The organism is Enterococcus sp. AZ197 (genome assembly GCF_050556405.1).
Taxonomy (GTDB): domain Bacteria; phylum Bacillota; class Bacilli; order Lactobacillales; family Enterococcaceae; genus Enterococcus; species Enterococcus faecalis.
The window spans coordinates 1,252,387-1,269,695 of record NZ_CP187873.1; the positions used below are offsets into that span (position 1 = coordinate 1,252,387).

Here is a 17,309-nt window from a genome sequence, read left to right on the forward strand (position 1 = left end):
TTTTAGCGACTTTTTGTTTAGACTTCTTCAATTGGTAAATAGGTGTATTCTGCAATTTCTGCGGCATGGGAGCCAGCAACATGTCCAGTGACAAATGCAGCTGTAACATTGTAGCCTCCAGTATAGCCATTAATATCTAAAAGTTCACCAGCAAAAAATAAACCATTGACTAATTTGCTCTCCATTGTTTTAGGGGTCACTTCTTTGAGGGAAATCCCACCGCCTGTGACAAAAGATTTTTCCAAAGGCAATGTTTTCGTAACAGTGAACTGAAAGTCTTTCAGTAGTTCCACAAAGGAAAGACGTTGCTTTTCTGTTAGTTGTTTGGCAGGCACTTCTTCAATTGCTAGTTTCTCTAGATAAAAAGTAAGCAGACGTTCTGGTATTAAAGAATGAAAGGCATTTTTTGCCACTTTATTTGGCTGTTCCTCAATCATGTAATCAACATTTTTCAGCACTTCTTCAAAAGATTTTGTCGGAAACACATCCAAGGCTACCGTGACAGGTTGATTGCCGTTGCGAGTTAACTCTTGGTTAATAAAACTAGAACAGCGGAGCGCGGCAGGTCCTGAAATGCCAAAATGTGTAAACAGCATATCCATTTGATGATTAACTAAAGGTTTTCCTTTTTGGTTCAAAACAGTTAAATTAATATCTTGTAAAGAGAGACCTTGCAACGTTTTATCAAGGATAAAAGGTTCTTCAGAAATAATAGGCGATTCGGTAGGGTAGAGCGGGCTGATGGTATGCCCCATTTTTTTGGCTAGTTTATAGCCATCACCAGTTGCTCCTGTGGAAGGATAAGTGCGGCCGCCAGTTGTTAATACAACACACGGTGCATAAATTTTTTCCAGTTCGGTTTCAACGCCAATTATTTGATCGTCTTTTCGTAGTAATTTTGTGACCTGTGTTTTTGTAAAAACAGTGACTCCTAATTCGTTAATGCGGTTAAATAGCGCATCAACAATTGACTTCGATTTATCTGTAACAGGGAACATGCGTCCGTGATCTTCTTCTTTTAAGTGAATACCATTGGATTCAAAAAAGTTCATGATATCATAGTTATCAAATTGTGAAAATGCGCTGTATAAAAATTTTCCATTCCCAGGAATAAATGAAATGATTTCTTCTGCGGGCCGATTATTGGTTACATTACAGCGGCCGCCACCAGTCATTAATAATTTTTTCCCAACACGGCGATTTTTTTCAATCAATAATACTTGAGCGCCTGCTTCGGCGGCCGCAATCGTGGCCATCATACCGCTCGTCCCAGCACCGACAATAATTACATCAAATTTCTTCATAGTTCTCCTCCAATTCAATAGGTAGTGTACCATAATTACGGGATTTTTTCTGGATTTAAGGAAAAAATAAACGTTTGACTATGGTAATTTTTGAATTTTCAGTTAAAATAAACCTATAACAATGAGAGGATGATTAAATGGACGCAAAACAATATGTTAAAAATATTCAAGAAAAAATTCACCAATTAGACCAAGGTCAAACAGAATATTTACAAGCAGTCGATGAGTTTTTACCAACCGTAGAAGGTTTTTTAGAAAAAAATCCTCAATACATTGAAGCAAATGTTTTAGGTGTCTTGATTGAACCTGAACGTATTTTTCAATTTCGTGTGCCGTGGCAAGATGACCAGGGCAATTGGCATGTGAACAGAGGCTATCGTGTCCAATATAATTCAGCGATTGGACCATACAAAGGTGGTTTGCGGTTTCATCCAAGTGTGAATTTAAGTGTGATGAAGTTTTTGGCCTTTGAACAAATTTTTAAAAATAGTTTAACTGGTTTGCCAATCGGTGGCGGCAAAGGCGGTAGTGATTTTGATCCAAAAGGTAAGTCAGATGCTGAAGTGATGCGCTTTTGTCAAAGTTTCATGACCGAACTTCAAAAACATATTGGTCCAAGCACAGATGTTCCAGCAGGCGATATTGGCGTAGGCGCTCGTGAAATTGGTTATTTGTTTGGCATGTATAAACGCTTGCGCAACTATGATGCAGGAGTGTTGACTGGCAAACCTTTAGGATACTGGGGAAGCCAAGCAAGAACAGAAGCGACGGGTTATGGAACGGTTTATTTTGTTAAACATTTATTAGCAGATAAAAACGATACGTTTGAAGGCAAAAAAGTCGCTGTTTCTGGTAGTGGGAATGTCGCAATTTATGCCATGGAAAAAGCAACTGAGCTAGGCGCCACAGTAATCACATGTTCCGATTCGTCTGGTTTTGTCTATGATCCAGAAGGAATTGATGTGGCGTTAGTAAAAGAACTAAAAGAAAAAAATCGTGAGCGCATTTCAAAATATGTTGAAACACGTAAAGGCGCAACTTATTATGATAAAGAATCTGTTTGGAATTTCGAAACAGCGTATGACATTGCGTTACCATGTGCAACACAAAATGAAATCAACGAAAAGCAAGCCGCTATTTTAGTGAAAAACGGAGTGAAAGTCGTGGCAGAAGGCGCAAATATGCCTTGTACACTAGAAGCAGGCGCCGTTTTTGCTAAATCAGCTGTAATTTATTGTCCAGGCAAAGCCGCTAATGCAGGTGGTGTTGCGGTTTCTGCATTAGAGATGAGCCAAAATGCTGAACGTTTAGCTTGGTCCTTTGAAAAAGTTGACGGTATGCTAGATCAAATTATGCAAAACATTTATGAGACTTGTCGTGATACAGCTAACGAATATCAGGCACGAGATAACTTTGTTTTAGGTGCGAATATTGCTGGCTTCGAAAAAGTAGCGGCAGCGATGCTAAGTCAAGGACTCGTTTAATAACAAAAAATGCTAGGATTTCCTAGCATTTTTTATTGGTTTGTTTGATTAAGAGAATAAATATCTCTAATTAAATAGTTAAAATTAAACAATTGGTCTATCCAAAAGAATTTGCTTGAAAAAATGTCTAAAAACACGTAAAGTATACATGTAGTAAGTTTACTTTCGAGGAGGAAAAGGAATGTCACACATTCAATTAGATTATTCCAAATTAGCACCATTTGTTGCTGACCATGAATTGGAATACATGCAAACACAAGTCACTGCAGTGGACAAAGCATTACGTGAAGGTACAGGAGCTGGTAATGATTTTACTGGCTGGATTGATTTACCAGAAAACTATGACAAAGAAGAATTCGCGCGCATTAAAAAAGCAGCAGCAAAAATTCAATCTGACTCTGAGGTATTAGTAGTCATTGGTATCGGTGGTTCATATTTAGGTGCCCGTGCAGCAATTGAATTTTTGACACATTCATTTAATAATCTATTATCAAAAGAAGAACGGAAAGCGCCACAAATCTTCTTTGCTGGAAATAGCATCAGCTCAACTTATTTAGCTGATTTAATCAATGTGATTGGTGATCGTGATTTTTCTGTCAACGTTATTTCAAAATCTGGAACGACGACAGAACCAGCGATTGCTTTCCGCGTCTTTAAAGAGTTATTAATTAATAAATATGGCAAAGAAGAAGCCAATAAACGTATTTATGCGACAACTGACCGTGCTAAAGGAGCAGTAAAAGTTGAAGCTGATGCGGAAGGTTGGGAAACATTTGTGATTCCTGATGATGTGGGCGGACGTTTCACTGTTTTAACGCCAGTAGGTCTTTTACCAATCGCTGTTAGCGGTGCAAATATTGATCGTTTAATGGAAGGTGCAAATGATGCACGTAAAGAATACGGCGCAACGAGCGACTTAAAAGAAAACCAAGCCTATCAATATGCTGCGTTACGTAACATTTTATATCGTAAAGGTAAAACAACTGAAATGTTAATTAACTATGAGCCTGGCATGCACTATTTCTCTGAATGGTGGAAACAATTATACGGTGAATCAGAAGGAAAAGATGGCAAAGGTATTTTCCCAGCAGCCGCAGACTTTTCAACTGACTTACATTCCATGGGTCAATATGTTCAAGAAGGTATGCGTAACTTATTTGAAACAGTGGTTAAAATTGAAAATCCACGCCATAGCATTTCAATTCCGGAACAAAATGAAGATCTAGATGGCCTAGGCTATTTACAAGGAAAAGAAATTGACTTCGTCAATACAAAAGCGTTCGAAGGTACGTTGCTTGCTCACACAGATGGTGGTGTGCCAAACATGATCGTTAAAGTGCCAACAATGGATGCTTATTCATTAGGTTATGTTATGTACTTCTTCGAAATTGCGGTGGGCATCTCAGGTTACTTAAATGGGGTTAATCCATTTGACCAACCAGGTGTTGAAGCTTACAAACGCAACATGTTCGCTTTATTAGGTAAACCAGGTTTTGAAGAATTAGCAAAAGATTTAAATGCACGCCTATAATTTGTAAATAACAGAAGAAAAGAGCCAGAAACGTAAGTGTTTCTGGCTCTTTTCTTCTGTTTAAATTATTTTTCCAATGGTTCGTTCCATTTTTTAGGACTCCAAATAGTTCCTTCCAATGCAACTTGAAGACTTTCATTATCATCTTCTAATTGTTCAATATATTTGATGGTTTCCTCGATAATAAAAGAATTGGGCTCTTCGCTGATTGACTGAAGTTGTTCTGCTAACCATGTATTTCTCATTTTTCTTCACCTCAAAATGTAGTCTATCATAGGTGAGCTTTTTAGTAATGAAACTTGCTTATTGGTTTTCTTTTAAAATAGCATAAATTCGTTCAATATCCGCTTGGGTACCTCTTAATTCATAGTCAGCTAAGAAGGGGAAGTTAAATTGTTCCGCATACTGTTTAGCTGTCAGGCAGTATTGGTGGTTAAAGTTTTTATTGCCGCTGCCCACCACGCCAGAGCAATAACGATAATTATTTTCAAAAGCAAGATATTCTCGCATGACTTCTGTTAAAATTTCGGTATTGCCATTGTTGATGCCATCGCCACCATCTAAATAGGTAGGCACAAAGGTAAAAAATGGTTCTGTTTCTACTTCTAACGGAGAATTTTCCGAAATTTCTTTGAAAGTAATCGTAGGATTTTTTTCGTTTTGCTGATGTTGCTCTTCAGCATAAGTTGTTAAACGTTGAACAAATGAGCGTGTATTACCAGAGATTGAAATATATCGTATATTCATCAGAGATCCCTCCAAATAAATTTAATTGTTTACGTAAGTATAGCACATCTATGTGAAAAAAATTCAAGATCAATAATTATAAAGCGAAAAAAATAATGCCTTTTTATTACCTATTATAAAAGTGAAAATTTGTTATTTTAATTCATTTGGGTAAGTATTGAATTTTGCGAAAAACTTTGCTAAGATGGTAGAGTATTGAATAAAGAATGGTTGGGCGAAAGCTTCAAGGATTCAGTTCTTCAAGGGGTGAGAAGAACAATTTTTGAGTTTGCGCCTTTTTGCATACCTAAAACAAAAGGGCTGAGCGTATCTCTATTTCGCTAGTCCTTTTTCTTATATGCTAAAGGTGTAAAAACTAAGGAGGTGGAGACAATGGTACAAGAAGTACTAGAGCAAATCAAGGCAGCGGAAGATGCGGTGGAAGAGCATCGGCAACAAGCTAAGATGAATTGTCGTTTATATGAAGAACAGAAGCAAGAACGTTTAGCTGAACTACGTCAAGAGAGTGAAGAAGCTGTTGAAAAAGTGCTGACGGATTCACTAGCAACGCAAGAAAAGATGTTACAACTTGAAAAAGAACAACTTTTAGATGAAACAAAGCGCACTGAACAAGCGCTTCACGAACGTTACGAAACGAACAAAGAACAAGTCATTGATTCAATTATTGAGAGGGTGAAAGACGTTTATGGCAGTTAGTAAAATGGAAAAAATGACAATAATTGCCGCTGCCGAAAAAGAAGCAGCAATTCTACAAGCCATTCAAGGCTTGCAAATTGTCGAAGTAAAACGGATTTTTCATTCGCCTGAGGAAGAACAAGCCTTAAAGAGTCAATATTCTTTTTTACAAGCAGAACAGTCAACTGAACAGCTACGTAAATATGAAACGATGCTACAACAATTGCAAGAGCTTCTTTTATTTTTGACACGCTCTTCAGGAAAAGGGTTAAAGATAAAAAGAAAAGTCTATACTTTGGAAGAGTTGGAACAAACCTTTGATGAAAAAACATTACAAAGCTATTTGACGGAATTAAAGAATATTCAAGAATCTTTGAAACAAATTCAAACGGATCGTCAAGGATTAGAAGCCGAAGAAGAATTATTAGGCCGCTGGCAATATCTGGATATTTTACCGCATAAACAACAGTTAAAAAGTAGTTATGTCGTTCATGGTTCGATAAATCTAGCCAATAAAGCCAGTTTTTTGAGCGCTTTGTCTCAATGGCCAACGGTTTATTTTGAAGAAATTTATCAAAGTATGCATCATAGTTACTTTACACTCGTTTACCTGAAGGAACATCAGCAGAGTGTAACCGAGTTATTAAACCAATATAGTTTTGAACCACTCCAATACCGTTATGATGTTCCGCCTAAAGAGGCATATCAACAAGTCAAAGAACGATATGAAATTTTACAAAAAGAAGAAAAAGCCTTAAAGCAACAACTGGCTTCTTATCATGATTTTTATGAAACGTTTTGCTTGGCTGAAGAAGTCTTATTGGCGGTTATCCAAAGAGAACAAGCACGTCAACATTTGTTAAATGCTTCATCATTTTTCATCTTGCAAACGTGGATTCCAGTCGAAGAAAAAGCCGATATTTTGACAGCGATTGAAGAAAAAGTTCCTAAGGACGAAATAGCTCTTACTTTTGAAAATCCTACGAAGGCGGAAATTGAGACGGATATACCAGTTAAACTAGCGAATAATAAATTGGTGCAGCCGTTTGAAATGTTAACAGAGATGTATAGCTTACCAAAATATGAAGAAGTTGATCCGACACCTGCGATGATGCCGTTTTATCTAGTCTTTTTTGGCATGATGGTAGCGGATATTGGCTATGGCTTACTGATGCTACTCTTGTCTATTATTGCTTTGAAAGCATTTGTTTTACCGAGAGGCATGAAACGTTTTGCCGACTTTTTCTTGATTTTATCATTTCCAACAATTATTTGGGGCTTCATTTACGGTTCGTTTTTTGGTGCAGCATTACCGCCAACAATGTTTGGAATCAAATCACCATTTCCGATTTTATCAACGACCGAAGATGTAAATACGATTCTTATTTTATCGGTTATTTTTGGGTTTATCCAATTGGTTGTCGGTTTAATGATTAATGGGATTCAGTTATCAAAACAAAAGCGCTATTTAGATAGTATTAACGAAAGTTACGCTTGGTTAGGGATTTTGTTTGGTTTAGCATTGTTAGTCGTTGGTAAATTAGTGGTTAAAAATGAAGGCTTATTTACAGCAGGTGCGATTTTAGCTAGCCTTTCTGCCATTGCAATTATTGTGATTCCAATGATTCAATCGAAGGCCAAATTAAAAGGCTTAGCCAAAGGACTGTATGGACTATACGGTGTGACAGGTTATGTCGGTGATTTAGTTAGTTATACACGTTTGATGGCGTTAGGAATTGCTGGGGGAAGTATTGCTTCAGCGTTTAATATGCTCGTAGAGTTCATGCCGCCAGTTGCCCGTTTTAGCGTGGGCATCTTGCTGTTAATTGTTTTACATGCGTTAAACATATTCTTATCGTTATTAGGTGCTTATGTTCATGGCGCACGTTTGCAATATGTTGAGTTCTTTGGAAAATTTTACACAGGCGGTGGCCGGGCGTTTAATCCGCTAAAAACAAAAGAAAAGTATGTCAATGTTGAGAAAAAATAGAAAATTATTTATTGGAGGAAAATAGAGATGATGGATTACTTAATTAATAATAATGGTGGAATTGTTTTTGCAGTATTAGGAATGGCGATGGCGACAATTTTTGCTGGGATTGGATCAGCCAAAGGGGTTGGCTTTACTGGGGAAGCAGCAGCAGCTTTAACGACGGAGCAGCCAGAAAAATTTGGTCAAGCGTTGATTTTACAGTTATTACCAGGTACACAAGGACTATACGGTTTCGTTATTGCTTTCTTAATTTATATTAACTTAGGAAACGATATGAGTATGGTTCAAGGATTGAACTATTTTGTAGCAGCTTTACCAATTGCCTTTGCTGGATTGTTCTCTGGGATTGCCCAAGGTCGTGTAGCCGCTGCGGGGATCCAAATTTTAGCGAAGAAACCAGAACATGCAACAAAAGGAATTATCTATGCTGCCATGGTTGAAACTTATGCCATCTTAGGGTTCGTAATTTCCTTCTTACTTGTATTGAACGTCAAATAATTGAGGAGGCAGATGGATGGATGCCATTGAAAAAATCATCAGTGAAATTAAGCAGCAAGGAAAGCAAGAAATCGAAGCCTATGTCACCAGTGAACAAACGCGCATCGATCAAGAATTCCAAGCAGCACAACAAGAAATTTTGCTGAAGCAAGAACATGAAATAGAAAAACGACAACAACAATTATTAAAAGAATTTAAACAACGCCAACAACGGCAAACACTAGAAATTCGTCAAGATGCATTAAATAAAAAACAAGCATATCTTAACCAATTATTTGACGAAGTGGTCTTAAAGATGAGTGAATGGTCAGCGGAAGAATTTCAACAATTTATGAAAGCACAATTAGGCTCACTTGAATTAACAGGAAAAGCAACCATTCTTTTAGGCGAGTATTCTCAAACGAAAGTGACGCAAGAATGGCTGACCGCCCTTTCTGATGCTACTGTTCAATGGGAGCTTTCAGAGGAAGTTGTTCCAAAAGAAAGTGGCTTTATCGTTGCAAAAGACGGTTTGGATTATAATTTTCTCTTTTCAGCATTAGTTGAAGAGATTCAAAAAACAGAAGGATTTAAAGTAGCAGAAAAACTTTTCAGTTAAGAAGGGAGGACGTAGAATGAGAAAACCAACGTATCATCAAATTAATCCGCTGATTCGTTTAAAAGAAACGGAGCTGCTTTCTGAGCAACAGTTTCAACAACTTTTAGAAGCGGAAACAGTTGAAGACGTTAAAAATATGTTAAAAAGTACGGTTTATCAACCTTATTTAACCGAAACTTTTGAAGAAAAATTTGACTACCATTCTTCTGAAGCGCTGGGAAGTCTTTATCGCTGGTTATATGAAATGGCTCCAGAACCAGCTGTAGTAACGTTGTATACGATGCGTTTTACCTTCCATAACTTGAAAATTTTGACGAAAGCTGAGCGAACAGGTAAAGATTTTGATTATCTTTATTTAGAAGATGGTCGTTATTCTCTAAACACAGTCAAAAGTGCCATTCATACAAAAAACTCTTCCGAACTTGAACCAGCATTATTAGAAGTGATCCGTGATGTTTTTGCCTATCTGGAAGAAGGCGGTTTGCCGCAAGCAATTGATATCCTTTATGATCGAGCATTTTTACAGCAACAGCGAAAATTAGCGGATGAATTGGGGTATGAAGAGTTAACGAAGGAAGTCATCGCTTTTATTGATTTAACTAATCTATCAACGATGGCTAGAGGGATTGTTCAACATCAAAACAGTAACTTTTTATCAACCGTGCTTTCTAGCGCTGGCAGTCTCTCAAAGAAAGAGCTGTTGACCTATGCGGAAAAGTCACTTGTAGAATTTACAGCATTTGTCAGAACAACGAATTACGGACAACTATTAGAAAAGATTATCAATAAAGAAACCAATGAATTAAATTTATTGGCTTTTGAAAAACTCAAAGATGATTACCTGACCTCAATGTATGAAAACGGTCGGACGGTTGCTTTTGGGCCGCTCCCATTACTAGCCTTTTTGAATGCGAAAGAGGTTGAATGGAAAAATCTACGTTTAATTTTGGTCGGAAAACATAGTGGGTTTTCAAATGAAAAAATTCGAGAAAGGATGCGAAAAGTCAATGGGGTATAAAATTGGTGTCATTGGAGACAAAAATTCAATCTTACCATTTAAACTGTTTGGCTTTGAGGTCCATCATGCCATTTCAGAAATGCAAGTTAGAGAAGCCATTGAAACTATGGCAAAAAATAAGTTTGGGGTCATTTTCATAACGGAAGAAGCCTCTACTTTAGCAGAAGAAACGATTGAACGATACAAAGAACAAGTGACACCAGCGATTATTTTAATCCCAAGTCATAATGGTACAATCGGAATCGGTTTAAGTGAGATTGAAAAAAATGTTGAAAAAGCAATTGGACAAAATATTTTATAATGCAAAGGAGAATGAGCGTGCAAATTGGAAAAATTGTCAAAGTTTCAGGTCCTTTGATTTTAGCTGAAAACATGTCAGATGCTAGTATCCAAGACATTTGTCATGTAGGAGATTTAGGCGTTATCGGAGAGATTATTGAAATGCGAGGCGACGTCGCTTCGATTCAAGTATATGAAGAAACAACAGGCATTGGACCAGGAGAACCAGTTATTTCAACAGGAGAACCATTATCTGTTGAATTAGCCCCAGGTTTAATTGCCGAAATGTTTGATGGTATTCAACGACCATTGGATACATTTCAAGAAGTAACCCACAGTAACTTTTTAGGCCGTGGCGTTAAAATTGATGCGTTAGATCGTGAGAAAAAATGGACGTTTGAACCAACTGTGGCAGTTGGTGAAGAAGTGTCGGCAGGTGACATCGTCGGTGTGGTTCAAGAAACACCGATTATTCAACATAAAATTATGGTGCCTTTCGGCGTTTCAGGAACGATTGCCGAAATTAAAGCAGGTGACTTTGCCATTGATGAAACAGTTTACTCAGTGGAAACGGCTAAAGGAACGGAAAGTTTTAGCATGATGCAAAAATGGCCCGTTCGGCGGGGACGTCCCATTTTAGAAAAACTAAGTCCCAAAGTACCGATGGTGACCGGACAACGCGTAATTGATACCTTTTTCCCAATTACGAAAGGCGGAGCGGCAGCAGTTCCAGGACCATTTGGCGCTGGAAAAACAGTCGTTCAGCACCAAATTGCTAAGTGGGCCGATGTCGACTTAGTCGTTTACGTTGGTTGTGGGGAACGCGGGAATGAAATGACAGATGTTTTAAATGAATTTCCAGAATTAATTGACCCAACAACTGGTGAGTCTTTGATGAATCGGACGATTTTAATTGCGAATACGTCAAATATGCCGGTAGCGGCACGGGAAGCCTCGATTTATACAGGGATTACCATTGCAGAATATTTCCGTGATATGGGTTACTCAGTCGCAATTATGGCGGATTCTACTTCTCGTTGGGCAGAAGCGTTACGAGAAATGAGTGGTCGGTTAGAAGAAATGCCTGGTGATGAAGGCTATCCAGCCTATTTAGGTAGTCGCTTAGCTGAATATTATGAACGAGCAGGACAAGTCATCGCGTTAGGAAAAGATCATCGTGAAGGAAGCATTACAGCGATTAGTGCGGTTTCGCCATCTGGTGGGGACATATCAGAACCTGTCACACAAAATACGTTACGCGTTGTTAAAGTATTCTGGGGCTTAGATTCTCAATTAGCACAAAAACGTCATTTTCCTTCTATTAACTGGTTGCAAAGTTATTCTCTTTACTCCACAGAAGTAGGGCAATATTTAGACTTGGAATTGCAAGGAAACTGGGCCGCTATGGTAGCTGAAGGGATGCGGATTTTACAAGAGGAATCTCAACTGGAAGAAATTGTTCGTTTGGTTGGGATTGATTCCTTGTCGGATAAAGACCGTTTAACGTTGGAAACAGCCAAATCATTACGGGAAGACTATTTGCAACAAAATGCTTTTGATGACGTGGATACGTTCACTTCTCGAACCAAACAAGCGAAAATGTTGCAATTGATTCTAACTTTTGGTGAAGAAGGTCAAAAAGCCTTAAGTTTAGGCACTTATTTCTCTGAGTTAATGGCGGGAACAGTTGAAATCCGTGATCGCATTGCTCGTAGCAAGTATTTACCAGAAGAAGAATTAGAAAAATTGGATCGTTTACAAGCAGAAATTAAAACAACGATAAAAGAAATCATTGCTGAAGGAGGAATGACGAATGATTAAAGAATATCGCACAATCAATGAAGTCGTTGGTCCTCTGATGATTGTTGAAAAAGTGGCAGGCGTAAAGTACGAAGAATTAATTGAAGTACGCATGCAAAATGGCGAAATTCGCCAAGGGCAAGTTTTAGAAATCAATGGAGATAAAGCGATGGTCCAAATTTTTGAAGGAACGAGTAACATCAATATTCGTGATTCAAAAGTTCGCTTTCTGGGACATCCTTTAGAATTAGGGGTTTCGCCAGATATGATGGGGCGCGTTTTTGACGGCTTAGGTCGCTTAAAAGATAATGGACCAGAATTATTACCTGAGAAAAAATTAGATATTAACGGCGAAGTTATCAATCCAGTTGCTCGTGATTATCCCGATGAGTTCATCCAAACAGGGATTTCAGCGATTGACCATTTAAATACCTTAGTTCGTGGTCAAAAATTACCTGTTTTTTCAGCATCTGGCTTACCTCATAAAGAATTAGCGGCACAAATTGCCAGACAAGCCAACGTGTTAAATAGTGAAGAAGAATTTGCCGTAGTTTTTGCGGCCATTGGGATTACCTTTGAAGAAGCGGAATATTTTATGGAAGATTTCCGTCAAACAGGCGCAATTGATCGTTCAGTCTTGTTTATGAACTTAGCGAATGATCCAGCCATTGAACGGATTGCAACACCTAGAATGGCTTTGACAGCCGCTGAATATTTAGCTTATGAAAAGGGCATGCATGTCTTAGTTATCATGACGGATATGACAAATTATTGCGAAGCGTTGCGAGAAATTTCAGCAGCACGCCGTGAAGTTCCAGGACGTCGTGGTTACCCAGGTTATCTTTACACGAACTTAGCAACGTTGTATGAACGAGCAGGCCGAATTCGTGGCTCAAAAGGTTCCGTAACACAGATTCCTATTTTAACAATGCCAGAGGAGGATAAAACACATCCAATTCCCGATTTAACTGGCTATATTACAGAAGGGCAAATTATCTTGTCCCGGGAACTATATAAGAGCGGTATCCAACCACCAATTGATGTATTGCCATCACTTTCCCGTCTTAAAGACAAAGGAACTGGCGAAGGCAAAACGCGCAGGGATCACGCAGCGACGATGAATCAATTGTTCTCAGCCTATGCACAAGGGAAACAAGCCAAAGAATTAGCTGTCATTTTAGGAGAATCAGCTCTTTCCGATGTCGATAAAATTTACGCAGCCTTTGCCCAACGTTTTGAAGAAGAATATGTCAACCAAGGATTCGATACAAACCGTTCGATTGAAGAAACGTTAGATCTTGGGTGGGAACTATTAAGTATGCTACCGAGAACAGAACTAAAACGAATTAAAGAGGATATGCTCGATCAATATTTAACTGAAGGGAAGTAGAAAAATGGCTCGATTAAATGTTAATCCAACCCGCATGGAACTTTCCCGATTGAAAAAACAGTTAACTACGGCCACGAGAGGTCATAAGTTGCTGAAAGACAAACAAGATGAATTGATGCGACGGTTTATTGCGCTAGTCAAAGAAAACAATGAGTTACGTATTCAGGTTGAACAAGAAGTGACGGATGCGTTATCAAATTTTGTATTGGCAAACGCAACGTTGAACGAAGCCTTTATTGAAGAGTTAGTGGCAATTCCAGCCGAAAAAGTTGAATTAGAAATTATTGAACAGAACATCTTAAGTGTGCCAGTTCCTAAAATGATTTTTGATTACGATGAATCTGTTCAAGAAGCACCCTTAGATTATGGCTATGTGAATTCAAACAGCGAGCTTGATCAAGCTTTTGCTAAAATTTCAAGCATTTTACCGAAATTATTAGCACTTGCAAATGTTGAAAAGACGTGCCAATTATTATCAAAAGAAATTGAAAAAACGCGTCGTCGTGTCAACGCCTTAGAGTATATGACGATTCCACAATTAGAAGAAACAATTTACTACATTCAAATGAAATTAGAAGAAAATGAACGTGGCGAAATTACACGTTTAATTAAAATTAAAAGCATGAACAAAGAAAATTAGTGGTTAGAAAGAACGAGTGCGAAGCCAGTTGGTAGCTTTCGGGCTCGTTTTTAATAAAAAAGGGAGTGGAAAAAATGAAAAATGAAGAACGCCGCAAAGCGATTGCACTGAATTGTCAAAAGTACGAAAGTGACTATGCTCGCTTGGTGGAACCAATCAATGAGCTACTGTTAAACTTGGGAGCGGCTATTTCAGAAGAAGCCGCGAAGCAAATCATTCTGAATGTAAAACGATATCATCACGGCGTGAAATATCTTCCTGAGTGTCATTTAGATGAAAGTAACCAATTTATCGAAGATGGGCTTGAAGCTCTTAAAAAGGGAGATTTAGGCAACGGTGCGTTACAACTATTTGGGGCTGGCTTAAACTTTGCTAGTTTTGCAGCAAAAGCACAAGGAACCAAAAAAATTGATGCCCACCAAATGTTGGCAGAACGTTTTACGAAGTTGTTGTCTGTAAAGTAGCCAGCTACTCATTGTGAATTTTAGTATCTGGGACAGTAGTCAAAATGACTTTTGTCCCAGATATTTTTTTTATAAAAATATGAAACCTTTTACAGATACTTAACGTCTAATAGTTAGTTAAATGAAAAGAGGTGTTTTATGGATAAAATTTCAACAAAAAAATTAGTTCAGAAAGCAAAAAAAGGAGATGGGCAAGCATTTGTTCACCTTTGTCAAAAATATGAAACAGTTTTATACAATGCTGCATATAAAATGCTATTAAACGAAGTCGACGTTGCTGATTGTTTACAAGAAACTGAACTATGTGCATGGGAAAAAATAACAACATTAAAAAATGAACATGCGTTTAATTCATGGATTTTTAAAATAATGTTAAACCAAGTTCAAAATATTTTTAGAGAAAAGCAGAAAACAACTCACTGGATGGATACTTATTCTCCTGTTCCTGCTTTTGATGATTTATATGATTTGGATAAAGGATTACATAAATTACCTGATAATTATCGCGTTCCGCTAGTTATGTACTATTATGTTGGATTTAGTATAAAAGAAATCGCTCAGCAACTTGATGTTTCAACAAATACCATCAAAATTCGCCTTTCTCGTGGTCGAAAAAAATTAAGGACATATTTAAAGGAGACATGGTAAATGGATAGAAAACGAAGTGATATATTAAAATATGAAAAAAAGATGCCTTTAGAAACAGTGGAACGTTTAAACACACAAAGAACTAAGATATTAATGGGAGAAATAAAACAATACAGACAGCCAAAGAAAAAAATATCGCGTAAACATTTAATTATAGGGCTAATTAGTATTGCTACCACTTTTACTTTGATAGTAAAAACACCCATTGGACGTGCCATAGAAGAGGTGTTGGGGATTAGTCAAGATACAGGTGTTCAAACAGTAGAATCTTCTGGTGTTCCAACAAAACTAGAATTGCGGAGTGTACAAAATGAGCGAGAAATCGTATTAACAAAATTTGTATCGACAAAAAATAAAATGGCGTTTGATTATCAATTTAAGATTAAAGATCAAAAATTAAAAGAGTTATTACAGAAAAAAATCGCTAGAAATAATTATTCTCAAGATATTCAACTAGGGTTATTTAGAGAAGGAAGCAAAGAAGATTTATTTGGGGGTGTAAGTTCAACATCGTTATATAGAATCGAGAAGGATGTTTTTTATGGTTCAGTGATTTCAACTTTCAATAAGCAAAAACTTGTTAGTCAAGATCAATTAACGCTCCATATCTACCGATTAGCTTGGGAAGATCAAGAACAGCATGATAATGAATTAAAAGAAGCAATCAAAGCAAGTAGCCGATCTTTTAGTGTTGAGAATGCATTAGAGTATCAAGGCGATTGGACGTTTAAAATTCCTTACCAACCCATTATGAAAGAAACGATACCTAGCATTAAAAACGTGAAAAAAATTAAAAATATCAAGGCCCAAAGTGATGCGCTTCAAACTACGCTGATTATGGACATTCCAAATCCAGAAAAAAATAAAAAAAGTCGTGATATTCTAATTTCAGTTTATAAAAACGGTCTTGAGATACCTATTGCACGTCAAATTGGTAGTGGCTTTAATAAAGGGGAAGATGCTACAATTAACATTTCTTTTGACTTAAGTAGTTTGGATCATAAGTCATTATATAAAGTAATCGTTAGAAATTCTTATGAAGATGATGCAGCAGGAAAAGAATTAGGTTCGTTGGAGTTAAAAAATACTCAGAAATAATTGCTAAAAAGGTTATGGAAAATACAAATATTTTAATTAATATAACTACTAATAAAAGCATCTTTTTTATTGAGCGTTGTCATTAAAAAAAGATGCTTTTATTTTCATTATCAATGGTTATCATTAGGATATTCAGACACCTGTAATTGCCATAACTTATCTGTCACTGAAGCAATAAACGCAGCACTCTTAGCATTATCAGGCCCTTTAGTAAAAATTGCTAAAGCAAAGGGGTGAGGTGTTTCTAAAATCCCCATATCATGAATAAATTCATCATAGGAACCAATTTTATGAGCAACTTTTCCTTGAGTTGTGGGAGTTTCCATTCTTTCATGGAAAACACTTTGTTTCATAGAGTCATAAATCGCTTGGTAATCTGGTTTTGTTGCTTTTTCAGTATATAATTTTTGTAGAATAACAAGCGCATCTTCAGAAGAAAATTGTGGCTCTTCAATCGAAGGTGTCTTGTGCAAATAACGCTGATACATTTCTCGTTTTGCTTTTGCATCACCACCCAATGTGTCATAGAGCATATTTTTAGCGATATTATCAGAATAGGTGATGGCATATTCTTGTAACGTTTTTAATGGATATTCTGGTTGGATATTATAGGCAATGATCCCAGTTCCTTCTTCATAATCTTCTTCGGCGTTATAGGGAATCAGGTCTGTCCATTTTTTTTGACCAGAAGCAACCGTGTCGGCGACTAACATCGTCAGTGGCACTTTAATAGTACTAGCTGTATAAAATTCATGTTGGCCATTCACGGAACGTTGTTCGCCAGTTTCTAAATCTAAATAACTAATCCCGACCGTTCCTTCAAATTCTTTGACAGAAGCGACGAGCAGGTCATTTATTTTATCAAAAAATACTGTATTTGCTGAATTATTTTCTTCCTTGTCTTTCGTATGCTTCTCATGTTTGGCGGAATCAATTGTAACTTTTTGTTCAGATTCTTTGGCATAATCTTCGCCACGACTTGAGAAGAAGAAGCCCACAATTAGGAAAAAGCAAAGAAAGAAAATGGTGCCGTATAGTGAGAGTTGCTGTTTCTTCAATGTAAAACCCTTTCCGTTTCTCTAATAGATATTTTTCTCAACTCCTCCATTTAATCATTTTTCGGATAAGAGCGCAAGCGTCTT

18 protein-coding genes and 1 other annotated feature are annotated in these 17,309 nt (G+C 37.2%); of the genes, 14 read left to right on the top strand and 4 right to left on the bottom strand.

Features of this window, described 5'->3' with window-relative positions; genetic code table 11:
* Positions 1-17: 17 nt before the first annotated feature.
* Complete coding sequence (locus tag IGK82_RS06130; protein ID WP_002361770.1) at positions 18-1,304, bottom strand: NAD(P)/FAD-dependent oxidoreductase; 1,287 nt, start codon at positions 1,302-1,304, stop codon at positions 18-20.
* 137 nt (positions 1,305-1,441) lie between these two features.
* On the opposite strand from IGK82_RS06130, the gene gdhA reads away from it, so the two are divergent.
* Together gdhA and IGK82_RS06140 are read left to right on the top strand one after the other, a co-directional pair.
* Positions 1,442-2,788, top strand: coding sequence for an NADP-specific glutamate dehydrogenase (gene gdhA / locus IGK82_RS06135; RefSeq protein WP_010709402.1), 1,347 nt, complete (start codon positions 1,442-1,444; stop codon positions 2,786-2,788).
* Between the two features lie 181 nt (positions 2,789-2,969).
* Positions 2,970-4,319, top strand: a complete 1,350-nt coding sequence (locus IGK82_RS06140; protein ID WP_010709403.1) for a glucose-6-phosphate isomerase — start codon at positions 2,970-2,972, stop codon at positions 4,317-4,319.
* 65 nt (positions 4,320-4,384) lie between these two features.
* Here the strand turns inward: IGK82_RS06140 and IGK82_RS06145 are convergent, their stop codons facing one another.
* The gene (locus IGK82_RS06145) at positions 4,385-4,564 is read right to left on the bottom strand and encodes a hypothetical protein (RefSeq protein ID WP_002357684.1); all 180 of its coding nucleotides are present in this window, start codon (positions 4,562-4,564) and stop codon (positions 4,385-4,387) included.
* 58 nt (positions 4,565-4,622) lie between these two features.
* Positions 4,623-5,066, bottom strand: a complete 444-nt coding sequence (nrdI, locus tag IGK82_RS06150; RefSeq protein WP_002389303.1) for a class Ib ribonucleoside-diphosphate reductase assembly flavoprotein NrdI — start codon at positions 5,064-5,066, stop codon at positions 4,623-4,625.
* Between the two features lie 208 nt (positions 5,067-5,274).
* Positions 5,275-5,322: a sequence feature (sodium ion sensor (DUF1646 type); this cis-regulatory element may regulate processes involved in with the transportation of sodium ions), on the top strand.
* A 116-nt stretch (positions 5,323-5,438) separates the two neighbouring features.
* Between nrdI and IGK82_RS06155 the strand changes: the two genes are divergently transcribed.
* The 12 genes from IGK82_RS06155 (at position 5,439) to IGK82_RS06210 (ending at position 16,167) form a co-directional block, all read left to right on the top strand.
* On the top strand, positions 5,439-5,762 hold the full coding sequence (locus IGK82_RS06155; protein WP_002404376.1) for a V-type ATPase subunit F: 324 nt from the start codon (positions 5,439-5,441) through the stop codon (positions 5,760-5,762).
* Positions 5,752-7,731 carry a V-type ATP synthase subunit I gene (locus tag IGK82_RS06160; protein ID WP_002363904.1) on the top strand — a complete coding sequence of 660 codons (1,980 nt, stop codon included), beginning with the start codon at positions 5,752-5,754 and terminating at the stop codon, positions 7,729-7,731. Before IGK82_RS06155 ends, IGK82_RS06160 begins: the two co-directional genes overlap by 11 nt.
* Before the next feature lie 27 nt (positions 7,732-7,758).
* Positions 7,759-8,232, top strand: a complete 474-nt coding sequence (locus IGK82_RS06165; RefSeq protein ID WP_002363905.1) for a V-type ATP synthase subunit K — start codon at positions 7,759-7,761, stop codon at positions 8,230-8,232.
* Positions 8,233-8,248: 16 nt separating this feature from the next.
* A complete protein-coding gene (locus tag IGK82_RS06170; protein ID WP_002394430.1) occupies positions 8,249-8,830 on the top strand; it encodes a V-type ATP synthase subunit E in 582 nt (193 codons plus the stop codon).
* A gap of 16 nt (positions 8,831-8,846) precedes the next feature.
* Positions 8,847-9,848, top strand: coding sequence for a V-type ATPase subunit (locus IGK82_RS06175; RefSeq protein WP_002363908.1), 1,002 nt, complete (start codon positions 8,847-8,849; stop codon positions 9,846-9,848).
* Positions 9,838-10,149: a V-type ATP synthase subunit F gene (locus IGK82_RS06180; RefSeq protein WP_002357676.1), complete on the top strand. Its 312-nt coding sequence runs from the start codon at positions 9,838-9,840 to the stop codon at positions 10,147-10,149. Before IGK82_RS06175 ends, IGK82_RS06180 begins: the two co-directional genes overlap by 11 nt.
* 17 nt (positions 10,150-10,166) lie before the next feature.
* Positions 10,167-11,948, top strand: a complete 1,782-nt coding sequence (locus IGK82_RS06185; RefSeq protein WP_002371187.1) for a V-type ATP synthase subunit A — start codon at positions 10,167-10,169, stop codon at positions 11,946-11,948.
* Positions 11,941-13,317, top strand: a complete 1,377-nt coding sequence (locus IGK82_RS06190) for a V-type ATP synthase subunit B (protein WP_002394432.1) — start codon at positions 11,941-11,943, stop codon at positions 13,315-13,317. The genes IGK82_RS06185 and IGK82_RS06190 overlap by 8 nt, the downstream gene beginning before the upstream one ends.
* A gap of 4 nt (positions 13,318-13,321) precedes the next feature.
* Complete coding sequence (locus IGK82_RS06195; protein ID WP_002357673.1) at positions 13,322-13,957, top strand: V-type ATP synthase subunit D; 636 nt, start codon at positions 13,322-13,324, stop codon at positions 13,955-13,957.
* Between the two features lie 74 nt (positions 13,958-14,031).
* A complete protein-coding gene (locus IGK82_RS06200) occupies positions 14,032-14,421 on the top strand; it encodes a hypothetical protein (RefSeq protein ID WP_002357671.1) in 390 nt (129 codons plus the stop codon).
* A 138-nt stretch (positions 14,422-14,559) separates the two neighbouring features.
* Positions 14,560-15,069: an RNA polymerase sigma factor gene (locus IGK82_RS06205; RefSeq protein ID WP_002394433.1), complete on the top strand. Its 510-nt coding sequence runs from the start codon at positions 14,560-14,562 to the stop codon at positions 15,067-15,069.
* A complete protein-coding gene (locus IGK82_RS06210) occupies positions 15,070-16,167 on the top strand; it encodes a hypothetical protein (protein ID WP_002357669.1) in 1,098 nt (365 codons plus the stop codon).
* A gap of 110 nt (positions 16,168-16,277) precedes the next feature.
* Here IGK82_RS06210 and IGK82_RS06215 read toward each other — a convergent pair whose 3' ends face one another.
* Positions 16,278-17,165 (bottom strand): serine hydrolase, encoded by an 888-nt coding sequence (locus IGK82_RS06215; protein ID WP_002357668.1) that lies wholly within the window; start codon positions 17,163-17,165, stop codon positions 16,278-16,280.
* Positions 17,166-17,309 lie beyond the last annotated feature (144 nt).

Bases quoted from the DNA above. Each gene is read 5' to 3' on its own strand.
- IGK82_RS06160 (WP_002363904.1), top strand. From the start codon at position 5,752: ATGGCAGTTAGTAAAATGGAAAAAATGACAATAATTGCCGCTGCCGAA.
- nrdI (WP_002389303.1), bottom strand. From the start codon at position 5,066: ATGAATATACGATATATTTCAATCTCTGGTAATACACGCTCATTTGTT.
- IGK82_RS06195 (WP_002357673.1), top strand. From the start codon at position 13,322: ATGGCTCGATTAAATGTTAATCCAACCCGCATGGAACTTTCCCGATTG.
- IGK82_RS06165 (WP_002363905.1), top strand. From the start codon at position 7,759: ATGATGGATTACTTAATTAATAATAATGGTGGAATTGTTTTTGCAGTA.
- IGK82_RS06140 (WP_010709403.1), top strand. From the start codon at position 2,970: ATGTCACACATTCAATTAGATTATTCCAAATTAGCACCATTTGTTGCT.
- IGK82_RS06200 (WP_002357671.1), top strand. From the start codon at position 14,032: ATGAAAAATGAAGAACGCCGCAAAGCGATTGCACTGAATTGTCAAAAG.
- IGK82_RS06130 (WP_002361770.1), bottom strand. From the start codon at position 1,304: ATGAAGAAATTTGATGTAATTATTGTCGGTGCTGGGACGAGCGGTATG.
- gdhA (WP_010709402.1), top strand. From the start codon at position 1,442: ATGGACGCAAAACAATATGTTAAAAATATTCAAGAAAAAATTCACCAA.
- IGK82_RS06210 (WP_002357669.1), top strand. From the start codon at position 15,070: ATGGATAGAAAACGAAGTGATATATTAAAATATGAAAAAAAGATGCCT.
- IGK82_RS06145 (WP_002357684.1), bottom strand. From the start codon at position 4,564: ATGAGAAATACATGGTTAGCAGAACAACTTCAGTCAATCAGCGAAGAG.
- IGK82_RS06180 (WP_002357676.1), top strand. From the start codon at position 9,838: ATGGGGTATAAAATTGGTGTCATTGGAGACAAAAATTCAATCTTACCA.
- IGK82_RS06190 (WP_002394432.1), top strand. From the start codon at position 11,941: ATGATTAAAGAATATCGCACAATCAATGAAGTCGTTGGTCCTCTGATG.
- IGK82_RS06170 (WP_002394430.1), top strand. From the start codon at position 8,249: ATGGATGCCATTGAAAAAATCATCAGTGAAATTAAGCAGCAAGGAAAG.
- IGK82_RS06175 (WP_002363908.1), top strand. From the start codon at position 8,847: ATGAGAAAACCAACGTATCATCAAATTAATCCGCTGATTCGTTTAAAA.
- IGK82_RS06205 (WP_002394433.1), top strand. From the start codon at position 14,560: ATGGATAAAATTTCAACAAAAAAATTAGTTCAGAAAGCAAAAAAAGGA.
- IGK82_RS06155 (WP_002404376.1), top strand. From the start codon at position 5,439: ATGGTACAAGAAGTACTAGAGCAAATCAAGGCAGCGGAAGATGCGGTG.